The 21,259-nt window shown below is 63.0% G+C and carries 18 protein-coding genes; 6 read left to right on the forward strand and 12 right to left on the reverse strand.

Annotation, left to right across the window (positions count from 1 at the left end):
• Nucleotides 1-171 precede the first annotated feature (171 nt).
• From ACF8EA_RS23515 to ACF8EA_RS23530, 4 genes are all read right to left on the reverse strand, one after another.
• Nucleotides 172-1,497, reverse strand: a complete 1,326-nt coding sequence (locus ACF8EA_RS23515; protein WP_392523449.1) for an MFS transporter — start codon at nt 1,495-1,497, stop codon at nt 172-174.
• Nucleotides 1,498-1,569: 72 nt separating this feature from the next.
• Nucleotides 1,570-2,049 (reverse strand): hypothetical protein, encoded by a 480-nt coding sequence (locus ACF8EA_RS23520; RefSeq protein WP_028698353.1) that lies wholly within the window; start codon nt 2,047-2,049, stop codon nt 1,570-1,572.
• A gap of 168 nt (nt 2,050-2,217) precedes the next feature.
• A complete protein-coding gene (locus ACF8EA_RS23525) occupies nt 2,218-2,694 on the reverse strand; it encodes a sigma-70 family RNA polymerase sigma factor (protein ID WP_392523451.1) in 477 nt (158 codons plus the stop codon).
• Between the two features lie 122 nt (nt 2,695-2,816).
• Complete coding sequence (locus ACF8EA_RS23530) at nt 2,817-4,442, reverse strand: twin-arginine translocation signal domain-containing protein (protein WP_392523453.1); 1,626 nt, start codon at nt 4,440-4,442, stop codon at nt 2,817-2,819.
• Nucleotides 4,443-4,624: 182 nt separating this feature from the next.
• Here ACF8EA_RS23530 and ACF8EA_RS23535 point away from each other — a divergent pair, with 182 nt between their 5' ends.
• The 3 genes from ACF8EA_RS23535 (at nt 4,625) to ACF8EA_RS23545 (ending at nt 8,463) form a co-directional block, all read left to right on the forward strand.
• Nucleotides 4,625-5,971 (forward strand): dipeptidase, encoded by a 1,347-nt coding sequence (locus ACF8EA_RS23535; protein ID WP_028698356.1) that lies wholly within the window; start codon nt 4,625-4,627, stop codon nt 5,969-5,971.
• 16 nt (nt 5,972-5,987) lie between these two features.
• Nucleotides 5,988-7,277 (forward strand): aminotransferase class V-fold PLP-dependent enzyme, encoded by a 1,290-nt coding sequence (locus tag ACF8EA_RS23540; RefSeq protein WP_028698357.1) that lies wholly within the window; start codon nt 5,988-5,990, stop codon nt 7,275-7,277.
• 64 nt (nt 7,278-7,341) lie between these two features.
• Nucleotides 7,342-8,463, forward strand: coding sequence for a cupin-like domain-containing protein (locus ACF8EA_RS23545; RefSeq protein ID WP_392523456.1), 1,122 nt, complete (start codon nt 7,342-7,344; stop codon nt 8,461-8,463).
• A gap of 74 nt (nt 8,464-8,537) precedes the next feature.
• Here the strand turns inward: ACF8EA_RS23545 and ACF8EA_RS23550 are convergent, their stop codons facing one another.
• The 3 genes from ACF8EA_RS23550 to ACF8EA_RS23560 form a co-directional block, all read right to left on the reverse strand.
• The gene (locus tag ACF8EA_RS23550) at nt 8,538-9,929 is read right to left on the reverse strand and encodes an aspartate aminotransferase family protein (protein WP_392523458.1); all 1,392 of its coding nucleotides are present in this window, start codon (nt 9,927-9,929) and stop codon (nt 8,538-8,540) included.
• 87 nt (nt 9,930-10,016) lie between these two features.
• The gene (locus tag ACF8EA_RS23555) at nt 10,017-11,348 is read right to left on the reverse strand and encodes an ATP-binding protein (protein ID WP_392523460.1); all 1,332 of its coding nucleotides are present in this window, start codon (nt 11,346-11,348) and stop codon (nt 10,017-10,019) included.
• The gene (locus ACF8EA_RS23560; protein WP_004576176.1) at nt 11,345-12,028 is read right to left on the reverse strand and encodes a response regulator transcription factor; all 684 of its coding nucleotides are present in this window, start codon (nt 12,026-12,028) and stop codon (nt 11,345-11,347) included. Before ACF8EA_RS23560 ends, ACF8EA_RS23555 begins: the two co-directional genes overlap by 4 nt.
• Before the next feature lie 257 nt (nt 12,029-12,285).
• Here ACF8EA_RS23560 and ACF8EA_RS23565 point away from each other — a divergent pair, with 257 nt between their 5' ends.
• The 3 genes from ACF8EA_RS23565 to ACF8EA_RS23575 are packed head-to-tail and all read left to right on the forward strand — an operon-like array spanning nt 12,286 to nt 14,917.
• Nucleotides 12,286-13,632, forward strand: coding sequence for a DUF6861 domain-containing protein (locus ACF8EA_RS23565; protein ID WP_392523461.1), 1,347 nt, complete (start codon nt 12,286-12,288; stop codon nt 13,630-13,632).
• Between the two features lie 18 nt (nt 13,633-13,650).
• Nucleotides 13,651-14,268 carry a GAD-like domain-containing protein gene (locus tag ACF8EA_RS23570; protein ID WP_392523463.1) on the forward strand — a complete coding sequence of 206 codons (618 nt, stop codon included), beginning with the start codon at nt 13,651-13,653 and terminating at the stop codon, nt 14,266-14,268.
• A gap of 22 nt (nt 14,269-14,290) precedes the next feature.
• Nucleotides 14,291-14,917 (forward strand): GAD-like domain-containing protein, encoded by a 627-nt coding sequence (locus ACF8EA_RS23575; protein WP_012051708.1) that lies wholly within the window; start codon nt 14,291-14,293, stop codon nt 14,915-14,917.
• 16 nt (nt 14,918-14,933) lie between these two features.
• Here the strand turns inward: ACF8EA_RS23575 and ACF8EA_RS23580 are convergent, their stop codons facing one another.
• Genes ACF8EA_RS23580 through ACF8EA_RS23600 form a run of 5 tightly spaced genes read right to left on the reverse strand, consistent with a single transcriptional unit; the run spans nt 14,934 to nt 21,046 of the window.
• The gene (locus ACF8EA_RS23580; RefSeq protein ID WP_028698363.1) at nt 14,934-15,500 is read right to left on the reverse strand and encodes a nucleotidyltransferase family protein; all 567 of its coding nucleotides are present in this window, start codon (nt 15,498-15,500) and stop codon (nt 14,934-14,936) included.
• Nucleotides 15,497-16,468: an XdhC family protein gene (locus ACF8EA_RS23585; protein ID WP_028698364.1), complete on the reverse strand. Its 972-nt coding sequence runs from the start codon at nt 16,466-16,468 to the stop codon at nt 15,497-15,499. The genes ACF8EA_RS23580 and ACF8EA_RS23585 overlap by 4 nt, the downstream gene beginning before the upstream one ends.
• A 3-nt stretch (nt 16,469-16,471) precedes the next feature.
• Nucleotides 16,472-17,683 (reverse strand): cytochrome c, encoded by a 1,212-nt coding sequence (locus tag ACF8EA_RS23590; RefSeq protein WP_392523466.1) that lies wholly within the window; start codon nt 17,681-17,683, stop codon nt 16,472-16,474.
• 2 nt (nt 17,684-17,685) lie between these two features.
• A complete protein-coding gene (locus ACF8EA_RS23595; RefSeq protein ID WP_084850713.1) occupies nt 17,686-18,222 on the reverse strand; it encodes a (2Fe-2S)-binding protein in 537 nt (178 codons plus the stop codon).
• Nucleotides 18,215-21,046, reverse strand: coding sequence for a xanthine dehydrogenase family protein molybdopterin-binding subunit (locus ACF8EA_RS23600; protein WP_392523468.1), 2,832 nt, complete (start codon nt 21,044-21,046; stop codon nt 18,215-18,217). Before ACF8EA_RS23600 ends, ACF8EA_RS23595 begins: the two co-directional genes overlap by 8 nt.
• Nucleotides 21,047-21,259 lie beyond the last annotated feature (213 nt).

Raw genomic sequence — 21,259 nt, forward strand, 5'->3', positions numbered from 1 at the left:
CGACCGCCTTGTTTGTACGACGCGATATCGAGCCATGCGCCAGGGCGTTCGCGCGCAAATCCCACAGGCATAATTGGCCCGGAACAAATGTAGGAGCGAGCTTGCTCGCGATGCGCCGCGCGGGCGGCGCTCGGTGCAAGCCTTGCTACACAACCCAGGACATGCACCTGCTCATTTGTCGCCACACATGACCGGCATCGGCTCCGCAGCAAACACCAATGGCTCACGACGCCCGAAATACAAGGCCGTCAGCAGCCCCACCGCGCCCATGATCAGACAAAACCCGACACACACCCATGGGCTCCACGGCATCAGCGCAATCAGTGCCAGCGGCGTGGTACTGGCCCACACTGCGTAGGCCACGTTGTAGGTGAAGGAAATGCCCGATACACGGATTTGCGCCGGGAACAGCCCTACCATTACCGAGGGCACCACCCCCACCACGCCACAACTCAACCCCGCCAGCGCATAGGCCAGCCAGGTCATGCCCCACTGCCCCACCAGGCTGGCGTACAACGTGCCGATACCCAGCGGCAGCAACAGGCTATACAGCATCAGCGCGCGCCAGGCACCCACACGGTCGACCAGCAGCCCGGCCAGCACGCAGCCAATGTTGAGGAAGACGATGCCCACACTGCTGAGGGCGAAGGTGTGCCCGGCACTCATGCCGAAGCGCTGCTGCATCACTGTCGGGGTGATCACCACCAGCACCACCACCGCCGAGGTCAGCACACAGGTCAGCAACGCGGCAGGGATCAACGCCCGGCGGTGCTCGCCCAGCACTCGCCGCAGCGGAAATGCCACAGGTTGCTCCTGGCGCGCGCGCAGGGCGAGAAACACCGGTGTTTCACTGAGCCAGCGGCGCAGCCACACACCAATTACACCGAACACCCCACCCAACAGGAACGGGTAGCGCCAGGCGTAATCGAGGATTTCCTGCGGGGTGAACAGTTGCGCCAGCAAGGTTGCGGTCAGCGCCCCCAGCAGGTAGCCGAAGGTCAGCCCGGCCTGCAGAAAGCCCAAGGCATAGCCGCGCCGCCCGTTGGGTGCGTGCTCGGCAACGAACGTCCAGGCGCTTGGCACTTCACCGCCTACGGCAGCACCCTGGAGGATGCGCAGGGCCAACAGTATCAGCGGGGCGGCATAGCCGATGTCGGCATAGGTCGGCATCACCCCGATCAACAGGCACGGCAGGGCCATCATCAGGATGCTCAGACTGAAGACCCGCTTGCGCCCCAGATGGTCGGCAAAGTGCGCCATCAGGATGCCGCCCAGCGGCCGCGCCAGATAGCCGGTGACGAAAATGCCGAAGCTTTGCAGCAGGCGTAGCCATTCGGGCATCTCGGGAGGGAAGAACAGTTGGCTGAGGGTCAGCGCGAAGAACACGAAAATGATGAAGTCGTAGATTTCCAGCGCGCCACCCAGCGCCGCCAGGCCCAGGGTCCGATGGTCGCCGCGGCTGAACCGGGGCGGGCGAGCGGTATCGATGGCAGTCATGGCAGGGTCCGCAGATCGGCAAAGGGCAAGAGCATAACAAATAGCTGCCCCATTGCCCCGCCTGCGGCACCGCTAGCGGTTGAACACCGTATGCGCGAAGTTGGCTCGCGGCCGTGGCCGCGCTGTACTCGCCGCCAAGGTGCTCGGCAGCGGTAGCTTGCCGACCAGCATCGGTGCGTCGATGATTGCCATGAACGTCTCCAGCGCCTCGTTATCGGGCGCCTGTGGCAGGCTCAGACTGACCGCCTGGCGCTCGGTCTGCGGCACTGCTGGCACTTTCAACTGGCTGGAATGGTAAAGCAGGGCGTGCTGGATCTGTGTGCTGACGCGGCAGAAGCGTTCCAGGTCTACTCCGCAATGGCTGGCCAGCTCGATATTGCCCAGCAACAGGTGGAAGGGCTGCAAGGCGCACTGCACCAGGCGCTGCAGCTCCTCGAAGCTATCCACTGGGGCTATCCGGTAATAGCCCAAACCATTGAGCAACCGCTCCAGCTGCAGGCGCTGGCACGGGTGTGCATCGGCGATGAGAATGCGCAGGGTCTTGTTTGCCATGGTCGGACCTGGGCCATTAGGTAATGGGCACGCTCCATGACCATACTGCGCCAGTAACGGCTACTGCCAAGGCCATGTACGGCAACGGTCTTATCTGATAGAAGTCGGGAAAGCCGCATAAATCAAGTGATTGACTGACGGAATTTGCATTTGCCTTTAACCTGGCAATCAGGATTCCCATTGCCGCATGCGCACCCGGCAGTGCTTCATGGCATTGACGATGTGCTTTTCCACCAGGCTACGCGAAATGCCCAGCCGCTCGGCGATCTGCAGATGGGACAGGCCTTCGATCTTGCGCAGCAGGAAGCATTCGCGGCAGGGGCCGCTCAGTTCGTCCAGTGCCCGCTGCATGAGGGTCAGGCGCTGGTTGAGCTGCAGTTCCTGCGCCAGCGCCGGCACATGACAGCCCTCATCACTGTCAAGTATCTCCAGCGGTTCGGCCTGACGCACCAGATGGCGACGATGGCGGTCGACCACCAGGTTCAGGGCGATACGGTACAGGAAAGCGCGCGGATGCTCGATCTGCCCGTTGTCCGTTCGCTCCAGTACCCGCAGGTAGGCATCGTGGGCAACATCCTCTGCCGCCTGACGGTTACCCAGGCGCGCGGACAGGAAACTCACCAATTCACGATAGTAACGTTCCACAAACACACCTGGAATCGTCCTGCACACCCACGACGGGGCAGATGCAGAACTGAGTGATATCAGCGTGCGATCTTACAAAATATAATGATTCTCAGCAACGCACACCTGCGCTGGGCCCACTGTCAGCCCGATGCCCGCACGACCTTGAGATTGCGGGCATACCAGGGGCGCTGCGGCACCCGTGGTCGCAGCCGGGCAAAGAGGTCTTCATTGCCATAAATGATGCGCAACGCCAGCTTCATGGTTTCCGGGTCCATCTCGACGCTTCGACCAGGTCGCAGGCCCGGCACCGTGGAACAGCCATGGGTATCGGGACCTAGCCACGGGTCAGCCACCTCTACCCAACGCCCGGGTGCGAACCAGGGCACACCATTCACCTGCAAGCGGCGGATCTCGCCCGGGTGAACCCGCTCGTGGGCGCGGAACCAGTCGTCGACTCGGTCGTCGATCCACCCATGAAAATGCCAGAACACCGGGTTTACATGTGACGAGAACGGGTCGCCAAGAAAATCGTTACGTGCTTCAAACCAGCGCTCAGCAAAATCCCCCGGGGTACGTGCTGCGGGCACCGGCATACCGTTGGACGGGTCGCGCGGCACCGCCGCCCACCGCATGTGCAACCAGTCATGCAGGCCCAGTTCCAGCTCTGAGCCGAACTGCCCCAAGGTCAGCTTGCTCAGATATTCCGGATCACTGTACCGCGACTCCCAGACCTGAAAGTTGCCATGGAAGGTATCCGGGCTTTTGATGTCGCGTACCCACTGGGTGTACTCCTGGTCGTCATGGGCCAGCCAGGTCGGTGGCAAGGCATTGCCGTCGCAGTTGTCGAAGTAACGGGCGAAACCGACGCGGTCACGCTCAAGCTCCGGCTGAGGCAGCGGGAACCGCGTCCACGAGGGCAGGTCCTGCAGGGCCCTGGCACTGCCGAGCATGTGCCGGTGCATGAACAGGAAGTCTTCTCCGGAACCGTTGCGATCCTTGTGCCTGCCACGCGCATCACGCTCCTGGCCCCGCGGCCCGGGTTGCCAGCCCAGACCACGCAGGGCGGATTGCTTGTCCTCTTCCAGCTTGTGCCACTTGTCCCGCGATGCGTGCCATAACTGGTGAAACAGCCGGTGCTCCGGCGAAATGAGCCAAGCCAGCAACTGTGGCGACAGCGGCGTACGTTCGCGAGCCTCCGGGAAAGGCCGCTTCAAGGCCAGGAAGCCATTGTCCAGAACAGGCAGAGACAGGGCGCGGTCCAGGGCCGAGATACGACCATTGAGCGTTGCCGGCCCGGCATTGCCATAGGCGCCCCAGACCTCATCGAGCACCACATGGCATTCATAGCGCGCACGCCCTGCACCGGGCTCGGTTGAAAACAGCCGCCAGCGCAACGTCCCGGGCTTGTCCGTCAGCAAGTCACCCATGACCCGATAACGTGGTTCCTGCTCACTGCGCAAGCGATCGGCGGTGTCCAGGTAACCTCGCAGCCCCCGGCCATTGCTGGCGACATCCAGAAACAGTTCCAGCTCCCCGTCGGGCATACCCAGCAGTTGGGCATCCTTGCCATGTGCAGTCCAGCGCCAGATGCCCCGCAGGATGTCGCCCAGCTGCTGCAGGCGGGTATCGGCCAACTCGACAACAGCCTCGCCAGGCGTTTCCGGAAACGCATCGGCATCCCGCTGGCGCTGCACATACAGCGCACCGGGCACCGCCACGCCGGTCAATGCCACAGCGGCGATGAACCCGCGTCGAGAAATCGTCATTGCAACTACCTGTGCCTTCATAGCGGCCATGGAGCACGGCCCGTCCAAGGCTAGAACGTTGTATCTGCGCAGAAATTTAACGCCTCGGCCGGGCCGGCTAAATTTCCTCTGTGTCGACTCGTTCACCCCAGGTAGCGGCGGCCTCTGTGCCCTCCCTCGACGGCGAACCTACTGAGACCAAGATGACGACACCACGCTGGAAAAAAGCCCTGTACATCAGCCTGGCTGCGGCAGCCGCCGCGGGTGCCGGTCTGGCTGCCTGGTACCATTTCGCGGCCCCTGGCGGCTACCCCCGGGAGGTCGTTCGTCAAGCCAACGACTTACAGGAGCGCATCATCTCGTTCGACAGCCATGTCACCTTGCCGTTGGACTTCGGCAACGAAGGCAGCGAAGCCGACAAGGACGGGCCGGGCCGCTTCGACCTGGCCAAGGCTGCCCAAGGGCGGTTGTCTGGCGCGGCGCTGACCATCTTTGCCTGGCCCGAATCCTGGACGGGCGCAAACAGCCCGCATCGCCCCACGCCAGGTTTCGTCGAGGCCGCCCGCCACACCCAGGAGGTGCGCTACAACGCCATCACCGCGATGGTGCGCGACTTCCCCGAACGTGTCGCCATCGCCTACACCCCGCAGGACATGCGGCGCTTGCACGGCGAAGGCAAGTTCGCGGTGTTCCTGAGCATGCTCAATGCGTATGCGCTGGGGGACGATATCGACCAGCTCGACCGCTGGGCGGCACGCGGGGTGCGTATGTTCGGCTTCAGCTACGTCGGCAACAATAGCTGGGCCGACTCATCTCGCCCCTTGCCGTTCTTCAATGACACTGTCGATGCGCTGGAGGGTCTGTCCCCCATCGGCAAGCGCGCCGTACAGCGGCTCAATGACCTGGGCGTGATCATCGATGTCTCGCAGATGTCCAGCAAGGCGCTGAACCAAGTCATTCAGCTCAGCCGCACTCCGGTGGTGGCGTCGCACTCGGCGCCACGGGCCATGGTCGATATCAACCGCAACCTGTCCGACAAGGAAATGCAATTGATCAAGGAAGGCGGCGGGGTCGTGCAGCTGGTCGCGTTCTCCAGCTACCTCAAGCCGCTCAGCGCACAGACCCAGGAAAAGCTCAATGCCTTGCGCGCCCGCTACGCCCTGCCGCCACTGGCTGACCTGAACTATGCGCTGATGCCTGGCGACCCGGTCATCGCCGGCTGGCCCGAGCAGAAGGTCGGACAATATGCCAACGAGCTCTATGCCATCCTCGAACAAGAGCCGCCCGCGACCCTGAAGGACTATGGCGATGCCATCGACTACACCGTGCGCAAGATCGGCATCGATCACGTAGGCATCAGTTCGGACTTCAACGAAGGCGGCGGCATCGATGGCTGGCACGACGCCAGCGAGGCACGCAACGTAACGGCCGAACTCATTACCCGCGGCTACTCCGAAGCCGATATCGCCAAGCTTTGGGGCGGCAATTTCCTGCGCGTCTGGGAACAAGTGCAGCACGCCGCCCGCGGTACCGACACTTCACTGCGCTAAGCCATTGGGCACCCTTATGAACGACCGCCGCAACTTTCTCAAACGGGCTGGCCTCCTCGCTGCCGGCCTGCCGCTCGCCGGCCATCTGCTACCCGGTGCCGAGGCCGCCACGCCGATACCGAGCGCCGGCAACCAACGATGGGCCGATTTTCGCCGCCTGTTCGAACTCGACCCGAACTATGCGCACTTCGCCAACTTCCTGATCACCTCTCATCCAAGACCGGTACGCGAAGCCATCGAGGCCCTGCGTGCACGTTTCGACCGTCACCCGGCGCTGATGGTCGACTGGGATGCCCAGTCGGAGTGGAAGCACGAGGCTGAGGTACGCCAATGGGCGGCACGCTACCTGGAGGTGGCGCCACGCCAGATTGCCCTGACGGGCAGCACTACCGAGGGCCTGGGTTTGATTTATGGCGGCATCAAGCTGGCACCCGGCCAGGAAATCCTGACCACGGTGCACGAGCATTCCGCCGCACGGCAAACCATGAACTACCGCAGCGCCCGCGATGGCAACCCGGTACGCAGGCTGCGCCTGTTCGAGCAACCCTGGCAGGTGAGCACCGACCAGGTGCTGGGGACCTTGCGTGCCGCCATTTCCCCGCAAACACGCGTGCTGGGCATGACCTGGGTACATTCGGGCAGCGGGGTGAAACTGCCGGTTGGCGAAATCGGTGCGCTCGTACGCGAGATCAATCAGAACAGGGACGAACGCGACCATATCCTGTATGTGATCGACGGAGTTCACGGGTTTGGCGTCGAGGACATGCGCTTCGCCGACCTGAACTGCGACTACTTCATCTCCGGGACCCACAAGTGGATGTTCGGTCCCCGGGGGACAGGCATCATCTGCGCCGCATCCTCGGCACTGGGGCAACTGCAACCGAGCATCGCCACCTTCTCGGAAAACGAAGACTTCGCCACCATCATGAGCCCGGGCGGCTACCACGCCTTCGAGCACCGCTGGGCCCTGGGCAAGGCGTTCGAACTGCACCTGCAAACCGGCAAGGCTGCCGTGCAGGCACGTATCCACGCTCTCAACGACTACCTGAAGCAACAGCTGGAAAGCCTGCCTGCCATCGAACTGGTGACGCCGCGCAGCAGCACCCATTCGGCGGGCTTCACCTTCTTTCGCGGCAAAGGCCAGGATGCCGACGAGCTGGCCAGGTACCTGACTAGCCAACGCATCATCGTCGACGCCGTGTCGCGCGATGCCGGGCCAGTGGTGCGCACTGCGCCGGGTTTGCTGAATACCGAAGCGGAAATCGACCGCTTGGTCGAAGTACTGCGCCAACGCCTGCGCGCCTGACAACCCGGGCGCGGCCACACGCGCCCATGCCAACCCTGCACAACGACAACCGACGAGGCTTACCGTGGACCTTCAGCGCATACTCGAAAAACTGTTCGTCAATGCCCACGCCGTCGGCATCGAAGGCGTGTTCCAGTTCGACTTCGGCCAGGGACTCAGCTACTGGTCCGAGGTATGCGACAACACGTGCACCGGGCGTGGCCGGCATGACACGCCGGACGTCACCCTCGAGGTGGCCGAAGAAGACTTCCTCGGCATCATGGCGGGCAATGTCGACGTCGAGGAACTGTTCGCCAGTGCACGCCTGAAAATTACCGGCAACATGGGCCTGGCAACCTTGCTGCCGCAGGTCATCAGCAGCGCGCGGCAAGGCGCGACAGCCAGCAAGGCAGCGATGAACCAGCGCTATCCCACGCCAGCACGTCACAGCGAACACATCTCGGCAGCCCAACCTTTGCTGCATGCTGTACGACGCCTGTCACGGGCCGAAATGCCACCGTCGCGCTTCGATCGAGAGCACCTGGCAACGGGCTTGCCAGTGGTGCTGAGCGACGCCCTTGGCGATTGGCCGCTGTTCACCATGGGCCGCGACGCCTCGCTGGCACACTTTGCCGAGCTACAGGGCATTACCCGGCATGGTGATTATGTGAAGAAGACCTTCTCCACTGATCGCGACTTTCGCGCCACTTCCATGGCTGATTTCATCGCGTCGCTGGACCAGCCGGTCAAGCCTGGCGAGCCCCCCGCCTATATGGGCAACAATATCGTGCCGGAAAAGCTCCAGGCCCTGATCCGCTACCCGGACTACTTCGAACGCCAGCGCTTCATTCCACCGCGTATCTGGATCGGCCCCAAAGGCACGCTTACACCGCTGCACCGGGATGATACCGACAACCTGTTCGCCCAGGTCTGGGGGCAGAAATCGTTCATCCTGGCAGCACCGCACCATCGCGCCGCACTGGGCACCTGGTCAACCAGCCCGAAGGGCGGCCTGGACGGCTGTGATTTCAACCCCGACGCCCCCGACTACGAGCGTTTCCCCGAAGCCCGTGAGGTGCCCTTCCTGCGTGTGGTGTTGCAGGCCGGCGACTTGCTGTTCCTGCCCGAGGGCTGGTTCCACCAGGTAGAGTCAGTGTCCACGTCGCTGTCCGTGAACTTCTGGATAGACTCCGGACGCGGCTGGTAACCCGCGGGACGATGACCTGATCTTGATGGGCCGTTGGCGGGGGCGATGGGCCGCAAAGCGGCCCAGACAAGGGTTCAGACTGCCGCGATCAACGCCTCTGCAAAGCGCTGAGCCACGTCATCGATCTGTTCAGCGCTGATGATCAACGGCGGCAGGAAGCGCACCACCGCGCCATGCCGCCCGCCCAGCTCCAGAATCAACCCGCGCTTGAGGCATTCGCGCTGCACCGTGGCCGCCAGCTCATGGTTGGCCTGCGGGTACCCCAACGCATCCCGTTCGCCCTGCGGCGCGACCAGTTCGACCCCAAGCATCAAGCCACGCCCGCGTACATCACCCAACTGCGGATAGTCACGTTGCAATTGCTGCAGGTGCTGGCGCAGGCGCAGGCCCATGGCTTCTGCATGCTCGGCCAGGCGATGCTCGACCAGATAGTTGATCACCGCAGAGCCGGCCGCCATGGCCATCTGGTTGCCACGGAAGGTACCGGCATGCGCACCCGGCTTCCAGGTGTCCAGCCAGTCGCGATAGACCACTACCGCCAGCGGCAGGCTGCCACCGATGGCTTTGGACAAGGTGACCACATCGGGCACGATACCGGCGTGCTCGAAGGCGAACATGCGCCCGGTACGGGCAAAGCCGCTCTGGATCTCGTCAACGATCAACGCCACGCCCGCCTGCTCGGTAATGCGCCGCACGCCCTTGAGCCATTCGATGTCGGCCGGAATGACCCCGCCCTCACCCTGCACCACTTCGAGGATCACGGCAGCGGGCAGCGGCACACCGCTTTCCGGGTCGAGCAGCAGGTTTTCCAGGTAATGCAGGCTGGCCTTGACCCCGGCTTCACCGCCCAGGCCGAACGGGCAGCGGTAGTCGTAGGGGTACGGCATGAACTGCACACCGCTGCTCAGCAACGCCCCCAGTGGCTGCTTGGGGCCAAGGCTGCCCATCAGACTCAGCGCGCCCTGGCTCATGCCATGGTAGGCGCCATGAAAGGCCAGCACGGTGCTGCGCCCGGTTGCGCCACGCACCAGTTTGAGCGCCGCTTCAACGGCGTCGGTACCGGTCGGGCCGCAGAACTGCACCTTGGCCTCGCGACGCAGCGCCTCGGGCAGGATGCCGAACAGGTCCTGGACGAAGCGGTCCTTGACCGGTGTGGTCAGGTCGAGTGTATGCAGCGGCAGTTCGTCAGCCAGCACGCGCTGGATTGCCTCGACTACTACCGGGTGATTATGCCCCAGCGCCAAAGTGCCAGCGCCAGCCAGGCAGTCGATGAACTGGCGGCCTTCGACATCTTCGACATGAATGCCCCGGGCGCGCTTTAGCGCCAGCGGGATGCGCCGCGGGTAGCTGCGGGCGTTGGACTCTTGCTGTTGCTGGCGTTGTAGCAAAGGCGAATCGGTGAATTCGTACAAAGGTTGCGGCACGCTGGCCGGAACAACCCGGGCAAGGCTGGAAGCGGTGGACATGGGTGAATCCTCGCAAGCAAGCGGATGGGCGGTTATCGCTTTGGAAACGCTTGAGTGCGGGGAGGATTTAGCGGTTGTTACTGGATTTTATTTCTGTCTGTGCCCAGGACGCGCCGGTACCTGCAAGAAGACCCGCAAGCCGTCACTACGGCTGTCAAAGCGCAGGCTGCCGGCACACCGCTGCACGATCGCCTGCACAATCGCCAGCCCCAATCCGCAACCACCACTCTGCCCATTGCGCCAGAAGCGCTCGGTCAGGTGCTCCAGGTCCGCTTCGGCAATCCCTGGCCCGTGATCACGCACCATGAAGCCCACCTGGCCGTCCGCCATCTGCACGTCCAGCTCTACGGCTTCATCGCCGCCATGACGCAAGGCGTTGTCCAGTAGGTTGCGCAGCGCTGCCACTGCCAACGGAGCGGGCATGCCCAGGTAGATCTGCGTGGCTTCTTCAGGCAAACGCAGCACGATACGGCGGTTGTCACCCCCTCCGGCGTCCTGCACCGCCTGATGGGCCACCTGCTCGGCGCTGCACTGCACGCCGTCCTCGAACGACAGGCTGCCTTCCACCCGCGCCAGCATCAGCAACTGCTCCAGCGTTCGGTGCATGCGGTCGGTGCCCTGCTCTGCATGCTCCAGCGCCTGCTCGCGCACCGCACCGTCGGTCATCCGCGCCACCTGCAGGTGGGTCTTGATCGCGGTCAGCGGGCTGCGCAGTTCATGCGCGGCATCATCGGTCAGGCGCCGCTCACGCTCGAGGGTCTGGGCAATGCGCCGGAACAGCTGGTTCTGGGTTTCCAGCAACGGCTGCAACTCGCTGGGCATGCCCGCCACCTGCAGCGGTTCGACACTGTCTGCACGCCGGCGGCGCAACGCATCACGCATGCGGTTGAGCGGCTCCAGGCCCTTGCCAAGGCCGATCCACAACAGCCCCAGGCTGCCAAGCAGGGCCATCAATACCGGCGCCGATGCCGCCAGCAGAATCGACTGGTTCAGCGCCTCGCGCTCCATATGCCGGTCGGCCGTGGTGATGCGCACATCGCCGTGGTTGTAGGTGAAGGTGCGCCAAAGCGCATCGTCGATGGTCTGGTCACGGAACCCGCTGCGCTCGTCGTCCATGGCGCCATCGTGCTTGTGGTTGCTGGCAAGGATCTCGCCACGCAGCGAGGTGACCTGGCAGGCCATGCCATCCGGTACGTTGAACTGGTCGGCGGAAATATGCGCCTCCCCGCCCTTGGCGGTCAGCGGCTGCGGCAGTTGGTCGATCAGCCCGGCGACCATACGCGCCGACGCCACCAGCCGCTGGTCGAGGGAAAACATCATCTGCTGGCGCAGGTCTCGCAGCATCCACGCGGCGGCCAGTGCCCAGATGATCACGAAGGCACTGCCGAGGATCAGGCTCAGGCGCACCCGCAGGCTCATGATGCGGCCTCTTGCGGTGCCTGCGCCGGACCCAGCCGGTAGCCCAGGCCACGCACGGTCTCGACAATGCCGTTGCCCAGCTTGCGGCGCAGGTGGTGGATGTGCACGTTCAGGGCGTTGCTCTCGACTTCGTCGCTGAAGCCGTACACGCAGTCTTTCAGTTGCTCGCTGGACAGCACTCGCCCGGGGTTCTGCAGCAGCGCCTGAAGCAGGGCCTGCTCGCGGCGGGACAGGTCGACATGCTGGCCGGCCAGGGTCGCCTCACAGCTGCTCGGGTCATAGCGCAGCGGGCCGTGCTCGATTACGTTCACCGCCCGCCCGGCCACCCGCCGCAGCAAGGTATGCAGGCGTGCGGCCAGCTCGCGCAGATCGAAGGGCTTGAGCAGGTAATCGTCGGCACCGGCCTGCAGGCCATCGACACGATCGGTGACGGCATCGCGGGCGGTGAGCACCAGTACCGGCAGGGTCTCGCCTTTTTCGCGCAGGCGGCGCAGCAGCTTGAGGCCGTCTTCGTCGGGCAGGCCGAGGTCGAGGATCATCACGTCGAACTGCGCGGCCTGCAGCATTGCCCGCGCAGCGGCGGCGTTGCCCACACGGTCCACGGTCAGGCCCTGGGCGGTGAGACCGGCGCAGATGCCGGCGGCGATCAGGTCGTCGTCCTCGCAGAGCAGAACGTGCATGGTGGGGCTCCCGGTGTGGTGTGGCTGGTATTGCACCTTGGGCGGATTAAGGGGGGATTATGGACCTTTTGGGGAGGGTTGGGGGAGATCGAGCGCCGTGCGGGTCGCCACCCTTCCCCTCGCAGCCTCAACCCCAATTCCCGAGCTTCTCGAACACAACAGAAACGAAGTCGCCCTTTCCTACAACTGACCCAGAAACCTCCGATCCGAATCCATGATGGGATTTCCCCCTGCACACGTTGTCAGGGAGACACCTCATGTACCTGGATTACCTCGTGCCCTCCTGGCACGAGATCGAGTCACGTGTCATCGCCATGGTGGGCTACCAAAGCGGTGGCCAGTTCCGCACCAGCCTCAATGAAGAAGTCGCCTCACTGGGCCTCAACCTGCGCCGGATCGAAGCTGTCCGCACAGCCTTCTACCACGCCGAATGGCAGGCGGCGAACATGCTACGCCAGCGCTTCGCCGACCTCGACATCAACAGCATCATCGACGAACTGCTGAGGGTCGTGCAGCAGATGGCGATGATCGTCATCGGCAGCACCGTTACCGGCGGCCTGCTTGGCGCGGGGGTTGGCGCATTCACTGGCGGCGCCGGAACCATTCCGTTCGCTGGCGCAGGCGCGGCCATGGGCCTCAAGGTCAGCGGCTGGATCCTCGGTGCGCTGGGGCTGGCCTCCATTGCCGAGTTCTTCGTCGAGGGCTTACCGCGGATCGGCGAGTACTACGTCGATGGCATCCGCTTCGCCTGGGAAGGTACCTGCGGCAATGAAGGCACCGGCCCGTTCTGCCGGGACGACCCCTATGCGATATCCCGGGCCACGCATCAGATTGCCCAAGGCCATGTGGAAGTCGTGGTGCTCTTGTTGGGGGCAATCGTGTCGTACCTCACCCGCGGGCGCGGCGATGCCCGAGTGCTGGTCCAGGAGATGGCGGCCAGCCGCAAAGGCGCGCGACTGGGGCAATGGATGCTCAAGCATGAGGAAGGGTTGAAGAAACGGCCGGATCTGCAGGTGCCGGAGCGGCGCAAAGGGGCGATGGATGATCCGCAGCCAGTTCAGCCGAATCGGCAGGCGGGAAAAGACAAGGAGCCCTCGACAGCTAAGCCCGGTAGGATGCCGTTGCATACGGTGGCGTGTTTCAAGGCGGATAAATTGCCAGCGTCGAAGCATGGCGAGTTTGAGCGGCAGCTGAAGGGGCAACAGGATGGGTTGAATCGGCTGACGGTTGAGGAGTTTTTGGAGAACGTTGCCAATCCTATAAAGCGTGACCCTGCGGTCGCACGCGCTGCACGCAGGGATCTACAAGACAGGTTGGAAAAAAGAATCAACAAGGAGCTGCTCGCCGAAATGAGCCCAGCAGAAGCAACTAGACTGTCGACCATAAAGGCGAAAGAGACGATGGCCACCTTGGCCGCGCTACACAATCCCGACTTAAGCGCGGGTGGCAGAGACATGATCTCAGACTTTGGCGACAGGCAAGTCAACTCCAGCATTGGTGCTCAATGGCGAAATAGACTAGCCAGCATCAAAGAGGCTGCGGAAAAATCGCCGAAATTCGGCACCCACTCGACTTACATGAATGTAAGACTTCATAAGTGCTAACGATAAGAGGCATCGCAAATGGATGAGGTATTCTCCATATTCCTTGACAATATAGGCGCGCCTTTTTCCCGTCGAGAGGTGCCCCCATCCAGCATTGATCGCTATAACGGAAAACTTCCAGAGTTGTTACTTGCATACTGGAAAGAGCATGGATGGTGTGGTTTTGGCGAAGGTATATTCTGGCTGGTTAATCCACAGGACTATGAGGGCGTTGTCTCATCCTGGACCGAGGACACCCTCCTTGAAAACCGGGACACTTACCACTTGATTGCCAGAAGCGCTTTCGGCGACCTGTATCTTTGGGGAGAGAACAGTGGCTTTTCAGTAAAAATCACAAGTCTTCTGTCCCGTTACACAGGTGAAAACTGCACACTCACTGAAACGGAAGCAACCAGAGAGGTCCAAAGCTTCTTTCTATCAAGAAAAAAAGAACACAACGACTTTGAAAGCCTTTTTGAGCCCGCGAAGAAAAAGCTGGGCATCTTGAAAGAAGATGAGATATATGCATTTGTTCCTGCATTGATGCTGGGAGGGCGCCCCGACCTCAAAAACCTAGAAAAACTTAAAGCAATAGAGCATTTGATTTTGCTGTCTCAAATCACCAAACTCGAACCCTACAGCTTCTCTGACTTCTGAGCACACAAAAGGACCTAAACGAATGGATGTCATCTTCAGCATTTTCCTGGAAACCTTCGGCGAACCCATCGGCCAGCAACCCGTACCACCTGCCGCTATCGATCATTACCAAGGCAAACTCCCCAATCGCCTCCTTGAATACTGGCAAGACCACGGCTGGTGCGGCTACGGCGGCGGCTTGTTCTGGCTTGTAAATCCTCAGGAATACCAGGGTGTAGTGGCCTCTTGGTTGGCAGGTACGCACTTCGAAGCATGCGACACTTATCACCTCATCGCCCGCAGCGCTTTTGGCGACCTGTACCTATGGGGTGAGAAAACCGGTTCGGTGCTGACCATCGCGGCCTACCATTCCCGTTACCTCGATGGCGCTCACAGCTCAGGCGACGAAGAACGGGACAACAAGATCCACGGTTTGCTCATGTGGCTGATGACCGAGTGCGTCTACTTCGACGACCTGTTCGAACCTGCCAGGGAACGGCTCGGCACCCTGGGCTCAGACGAAATGTATGGCTTTGTCCCCGCCTTGATGCTGGGAGGCCCAGACAGCCTTGAGCGTCTTGAAAAGCTGAAGGCAGTGGAGCATCTGGTGCTGCTTTCCCAACTGAGCGAACTCGAACCCTATGAACTCACTGGCGAAGAAGATGAATAGCCTTTGACGAACGCATTCAAGGGCGCACCGCATCCGGCCTATCGACATCCTGCAACACACCGGCATCCTGCACCTCTAGCCTGACGCAAACCGCCGGGTTGGCCTTGACCACCGAACGCGCCCCTTCATCACCCTTCAGCCGGGCAAGCGCCGGCCAGAAATCACGCCCGAACAACACCGGATGGCCCTGTCGTCCGGCATGACAAGGCAGGACTATCGTTGACCCACTGGCCTCGCGTGCAAGCAAATCCAGGGTCGCGGACGCCACCCAGGGCATATCACCCAACAGAATCGCTACTGCCTGCGCCTCGCTGTCAGCCAGCGAAGCGGCCCCGGCCGCCAGGCTATGGCCCATGCCCAATGTGAAATCCGGACTGGAGACCACCCTGCACCGCGCTGGCAACCCCAGGTCCACGCCTCGCTCCCCTTCACGCAACACCACCCGCACATCATCGAACACTGCGCAGGCGCTCTCTACGCTGTGCACCAGCAAGCTTCGACCGTCAGCCAGCAGCGAACGGCGCTTGTCAGAGCCAAAACGCACACTGCTGCCTGCCGCCAATACCAACGCAACCACGCTCACAGCGCCGCCCGCTCGATGCCGTTGCGCGCACGAAGGATATCGGCCAGTACCGCCAGGGCGATCTCGGCCGGGGTCTTGCTGCCCAGGTTCAGGCCAATCGGCGCATGGATGCGCGCCAGCTCGTCGTAGCCCAGGCCACCAATTCGCTGCAGGCGTTCGCGACGCTTGTCGGAGGTGGCCTTGGAGCCCATCACGCCGATGTAGAACGCTTCGGTACGCACGGCTTCAAGCATGGCCAGGTCATCGATTTTTGGATCATGGGTCAATGCCACCACTGCCGTATCGGCATGGCATCCGCCGTTGGCGATGAATTCCGACGGTAGCTCGCGGCGTACCTCTATGCCATTCAGCACGACGCCGTCGAGCACTTCATCACGCGGCTCGCAAAGGATGACCTCAAAACCCAGCCCCCTGCCAAATTCGGCACAAAAATGCGCCACGCTGGAATAGCCGGCCAGCAGCAGCCGCTGGGCGGCGCCGACACGCAAGCGCACCTGGGCATTTTCCCGTTCGACCCGTGGCCCCTGACTATGGTCATCGAGCAGCTGGCGGGTACCCGTTGGCAGGCTCACCTCACGCAGTACCCGGCGCTGGCCCAGCAGCGCACGTTCCAGCTCACGCAGATGCGCCTGCACCTCGCATTCAACCGGCAGGTTCTCCACCAGTACTTCCAGCACACCGCCACACGGCAGGCGAACGCGCGAACGCGGGTCGCTGCCGTCGCCATAACGCACGATGGCAACCGGCTCCGGAAACTCACCCAGGGCCACACGCTCGAGAAAGTCGTCTTCGACGCAGCCACCGGACAGCGAGCCCAGCCACTGGCCGCTGGCGTTCACCGCCAGCAGCGAACCCGGTGCACGCGGCGCCGAGCCGTAGGTGGCGAGCACCGTGCACAACCATACGCGCTGGCCGTTGCAGGACCACTGCAAAGCCTGACGAACCACCTGTAGATCGAGATGCTGCACGCTTTACTCCGCCTTCAGCTCGGCGAGCTGCTGTACGTTCAGGTCACCGGGCAATCCACCCCAGGCCTGGCGCAGGTAGTTGACCATATCCGTCACCTGTTGGTCATCCAGCTTGTCGGCAAAGCCCGGCATCGGCTGCATGCGCTCGAAGCCGGTGAACTGCTGTTCACGGATGCCCTCGAGGATCACCTTGACCAGATTGCGCGAATCGGCCTGGCGCAGCACGGTGTTGCCGCGCATGGCCACGGCGATGTGCGGCTTGCCCTCGCCGTCGACCCCATGGCAGCCGGCACAGACGTTCAGGTACTGCTGGTGGCCCCGCTTGGCACTGTCGCTCATCTGCTCCAGGGCAACAGTCTCGATAGCCTTGGCCGGCGGCGGCTGGTCACCCAGCAGGTAGGTGGCCATGGCCGCAAGGTCTGCATCTTCCAGGTGCTGGGTGCTGTGGTGCACCACCGGGAACATCTCGTTGAACATGCTGCCCTGGGCGCTGATGCCGTGCTTGAGGAAGGTGGTCAGGTCCGGCTGGGTCCAGCCGCGCTCGGCCAGGTCCTGGGCCAACAGGCTTGGCGCCAGGTAGCCACCCAGCAGGCCGCCGCTCAGGCGCTGGTCCTGCTGCAGCGCACCGATCGGGTTGCGCGGGGTATGGCATTCGCCACAATGGCCCATGACCTCGACCATGTACTGGCCGCGCTGCCAGGCCGGGCTTTTGCCCTCGGTCGGCTGCAGTTGCACGCTCTTGCCATACAGCATGTTCCAGCCGCTGAGGCCCATGCGCACGTTGAACGGGAAGCGCAGCGCGGTCTGCGGTGCCGGGCGGTTGATCGGCGGTATGGTCATCAGGTAGGCGAGGATCGCGTCCGAATCTTCACGCTTGATCAGGTGGTACGAGGTGTAAGGCATCGCAGGATAGAGGTTGGCGCCGTCCTTGCGCTTGCCCTCGGTGACTGCTGCGAAGAACTCGTCGGCGCTGTAGTTGCCGATGCCGTACTGTTTGTCCGGGGTGATATTGCTGCCATAAATGGTGCCGAACGGCGAATGGATCGGCAGGCCACCCGCATACGGCGCGCCGCCTTCGGCGGTGTGGCAGGCCATGCAGTCGGCCGCGCGGGCCAGGTATTCACCGCGCTTGACCTGCGCATCATCGGCCGCCAGGGCAAACGAACTGGCAGCCAGCCCGAGGACCAACGCCGAAGCGCTACGTACGAAGCCCATGTTCAACCCTCCTTGACCAGGCCGAGATCGTTGAGCACCTTGCGGGTGGCATCGTAGTAACGCACATAGCCTGTGCAGCGGCAGATGTGGTGACCGAGGCTGGCCTCGATGCGGTCTTGCACCTCGCTCTTCTTCAGCGGCTGGCGCTGGGCCGTTTCCACCAGCACGGTAGCCGCGTTGACGAAGCCTGGGGCGCAGTAGCTGCACTGGAAGGCGAACAGGTCGACGAACTTCTGCTGGATCGGGTTGAGCGTCAGGTTGCCGGCCTCGTCTTTCTTGGCATGGCCTTCGATGGTGCGAACCTTCTTGCCTTCGAAGTAATGGGCGCCGGTGATGCAGGTGCGCACTTCCTCGCTGGTGCCGTCGGGGTTGTCGACGATCACCACGCAGGCGTGGCAGATGCCCTGGCCGCAGCCCAGGCGCGAACCGGTGAGGTTCTGGTGTTCGTGCAGGTAGTCGATCATCGCCAGGTCCGCAGGGACCTCGACCGGCCCGACCGGTTGGCCATTGAGCGTCAGTTGCAGTGGACGGTTAGCCATTGAGGGCCTCCTTGATACGGGCTGGGGTGATGGGGAGATCGCGCACGCGCTTGCCGATGGCATGCGCGACGGCATTGCCGATGGCACCGACGACCGGGATCATCACCACTTCGGCGATGCCCTTGGACGGGTCGGTCGGTGACAGCGGCGGGAGGATTTCGCTGGTCTGCTGCCACACCGCCACATCGCGCGCATGCGGCAGGCGGTAGCGGTTGAAGTTCCAGTCGCCCTCCCCGGGCCCACCCTCGTACAACGGCATTTCTTCGGTCAGTGCATGGCCAATGCCCATGGCGATCCCGCCTTCAAGCTGGCCCTTGACCAGTTCCGGCACCAGCACACGGCCACACTCGACCCAACTGTGGTGGTTGAGCACCTGCGTCTCCAAGGTGCCTTTGTTGACCTTGACCTCGACGATGGTCGCCACCGGACTGTAGTAGGTGACCATGGCATTGTTCAGCTGGGTGTCGGGGTAGGCCGCATTCTGCCGGTCGAGCAGGTGGTAGCCATGGCTGTTCATCTGCGCCTTCTTGGCATTCACCGCCCCATCGCCGTATTTCACCGCCACCGCGTCGAGCGGTAAACGCTCACGCACGCCGTCGATGACGAAGTCGGCCTCGGCCCAGCTCCAGCGGTTGAAGCCGTGCACACTGGCGCCGGTGACCAAGCCCATGTCGTGGGCCTTCTGTGCGAGCTGGGCGAACGGAATCGGCTGCAGACCGTTACCGGTCAGCTCTCCGTTGACCCACACCGCATTTTCGCGGCGCACCACCAGCGGGTTGGCCTGGCCGCCGTACGGGCCTTGGCTCCAGATCGCCATGGCCGCCGGCCACAGGCCATGGTTGAACAGCACACGCGCCGCTTCGCGGGTGGCATGGCTGAAGTAGAAGGCCGAGTTGGTCGCCGACGATGGCGACGCCAGCTTGCCGACCCAGCGCGGGTTGCGCAGCGCGGCGTCCTGCTCAGGCTGGCTGATCAGGTACGGGTTACCGCTGGTGCTCAGTTGCAGCTCAGGCCATTCGGTGACTGCCGTCGTTACCTCGTCGGCCGAACGGCCAAGGAAATCGCTGACCACCAAAGCCTGGGAGGTGGACATGCCGGTACCCAGCTCGGTGCCGATGTGGCGCAGGCTGATTCGCCCGTCGCGGCTGAATTCGATGCTGGCCATCGGTGCTTCGGAGCCCGTGCCGAAGTCCTTCTGGCAAATGGCAAAGCCCACCCCGTACCAGTGGTCCTGATCCTGCGCGTCCATCTGCCGCTTGCGGGCGTCGCGGTCGCGCCACCATTCATGCACAGCGGCCTTGTCGAGGATCTCGTAAAGCCGCAGCGCGCCCGCCGGCACCGCGCCCTGGGTGTTCTTCATGCCCGATTTCAGCGCGTTGGCGCGGCGCAGGTCGATGGCATCGACCCCCAGGCGGCCGGCGATTTCATCCACCATCATCTCGGTGGCGGCCATGCTCTGCAGGGTGCCGTAACCGCGCATGGAGCCGGCCTCGACACCACGGGAATAGTAGGCGGTAACCGACAGGTCGTTCTGCGGCATGTAGTAGATCGACTGCGCTGCAGTGGCGCCTACGGCTGCCACCGATGGGCTGTAGTTGATGCGCCCGCCGCCGTCGCAGCTCATGTCGGCGCGGAAGATCTTGAAGCTGTTGTCCTTCTTGTCCACCGCCAGCTGGTAGCGGATATCGAAGGCATGGCGCTTGATGCCGCTCTGGAACTGCTCGTAGCGGTCGTTGGCCAGGCGGATCGGCACGCCGGCGCCGTACAGCGCGGCCACCGCGGCATAGAAGACGAAGATATTGTTGTCTTTTGAGCCATAGCCCACGGTGTAGCCCGGGTGCATGTTCAGCGTGTTCAGGGCGAAGCGCGACGGCTTGATCATGTGCACGCATTCCTGCGCCACTTCGAACGGGCACTGGGTGGCGACCACGAAGTGCAGCGTGCCCGTGGCCGGGTCGTACCAGCCGTTACCGTTGTCCGGCTCCAGCGCGGCAGGTTCGATGGACGGCGTCTTGTAGCGCTCGTCGAACACCAGCCAGTCCTCGGGCGGGTTGTCCAGCTGCTCGGCCATGCGCTTGGCGTAGAACAACCCCTGCTCGGTCAGGTCGCCGTGCTGGTTGGGCTGCTTAGACCACACCGGCTTGCGGTTGAGAATGGTGGGGAACAGCATGGAGTTCTTCAGGCTGGAGAACTCATCGTCGTCGAACGGCGTGGCGCCGCCCACCCGCACGAAGCGGAAGCTGCCGTAAGGGTCGCGCTGGTACAGCGGCGCCTGGGCGCCGTAACGGATCGCCTGTTGATTGAACTGCAGTTTGCGTTTGGCCTGGCGGAAGCGCTCGAAGTCGTGCCAGATCAGGATCGCCACCGGGTGGCCGATGAACATCGGCACCTTGCCGGGCGGCAGTAGCGGGTCGGGCGAATGGGCCTCGGGCCAGGCGATGCCGTCCTGTTCGAGGTCGGCGGCGGTGACGATGCGGTCCGGCTGCAGGTCGGCACCGAGCAGGCTGAGGTCATGCCCGGCATAGATACGATCAACCGTGGTGGCCTTGAGCAGCAGCGCATGCCCCTGCCGGGCGGGCCAGCCGGGCATGTCCTTGGCGCGGATGTCGCGGGCGAACACCTTGTCGCCGCAGACCTTGGACAAGGCATCGTTACGGAAACGCGCCTTGCCATCATGGTTCATCCACTTCTGCGGCGAAGTGGTGACGCGCTCCTCCATCAGCGCGGCGAATGCCTGGCTGCCTAATGGCGCCATGGTCACACCGACACCAGCGATCAGGCCGCCTTGCAAAAAAGCGCGCCGGGAAATATCACGGTTGGACATGTTGGATCCTCTGGGCAGCAGGGGGTCTGCCCTGTTTTTGATTCTAGTACTGGCGGGAAAGCTGACTCGTGCGTCAACTTTACAGCAATTGTGTGGGCATAGGCAAAGTCAAGCCGACAATATGTCGCGGTGTGTCTGGGGTGACGGGCGGGATTGGGGGGCTGGTAGGTGTTCGCCTGGGGGGGGCAGCGCCTGGGGTTTTCAGTGCCTGGG

The sequence above is a fragment of the Pseudomonas sp. YQ_5 genome, assembly GCF_043103305.1.
Lineage (GTDB): Bacteria > Pseudomonadota > Gammaproteobacteria > Pseudomonadales > Pseudomonadaceae > Aquipseudomonas > Aquipseudomonas putida_Y.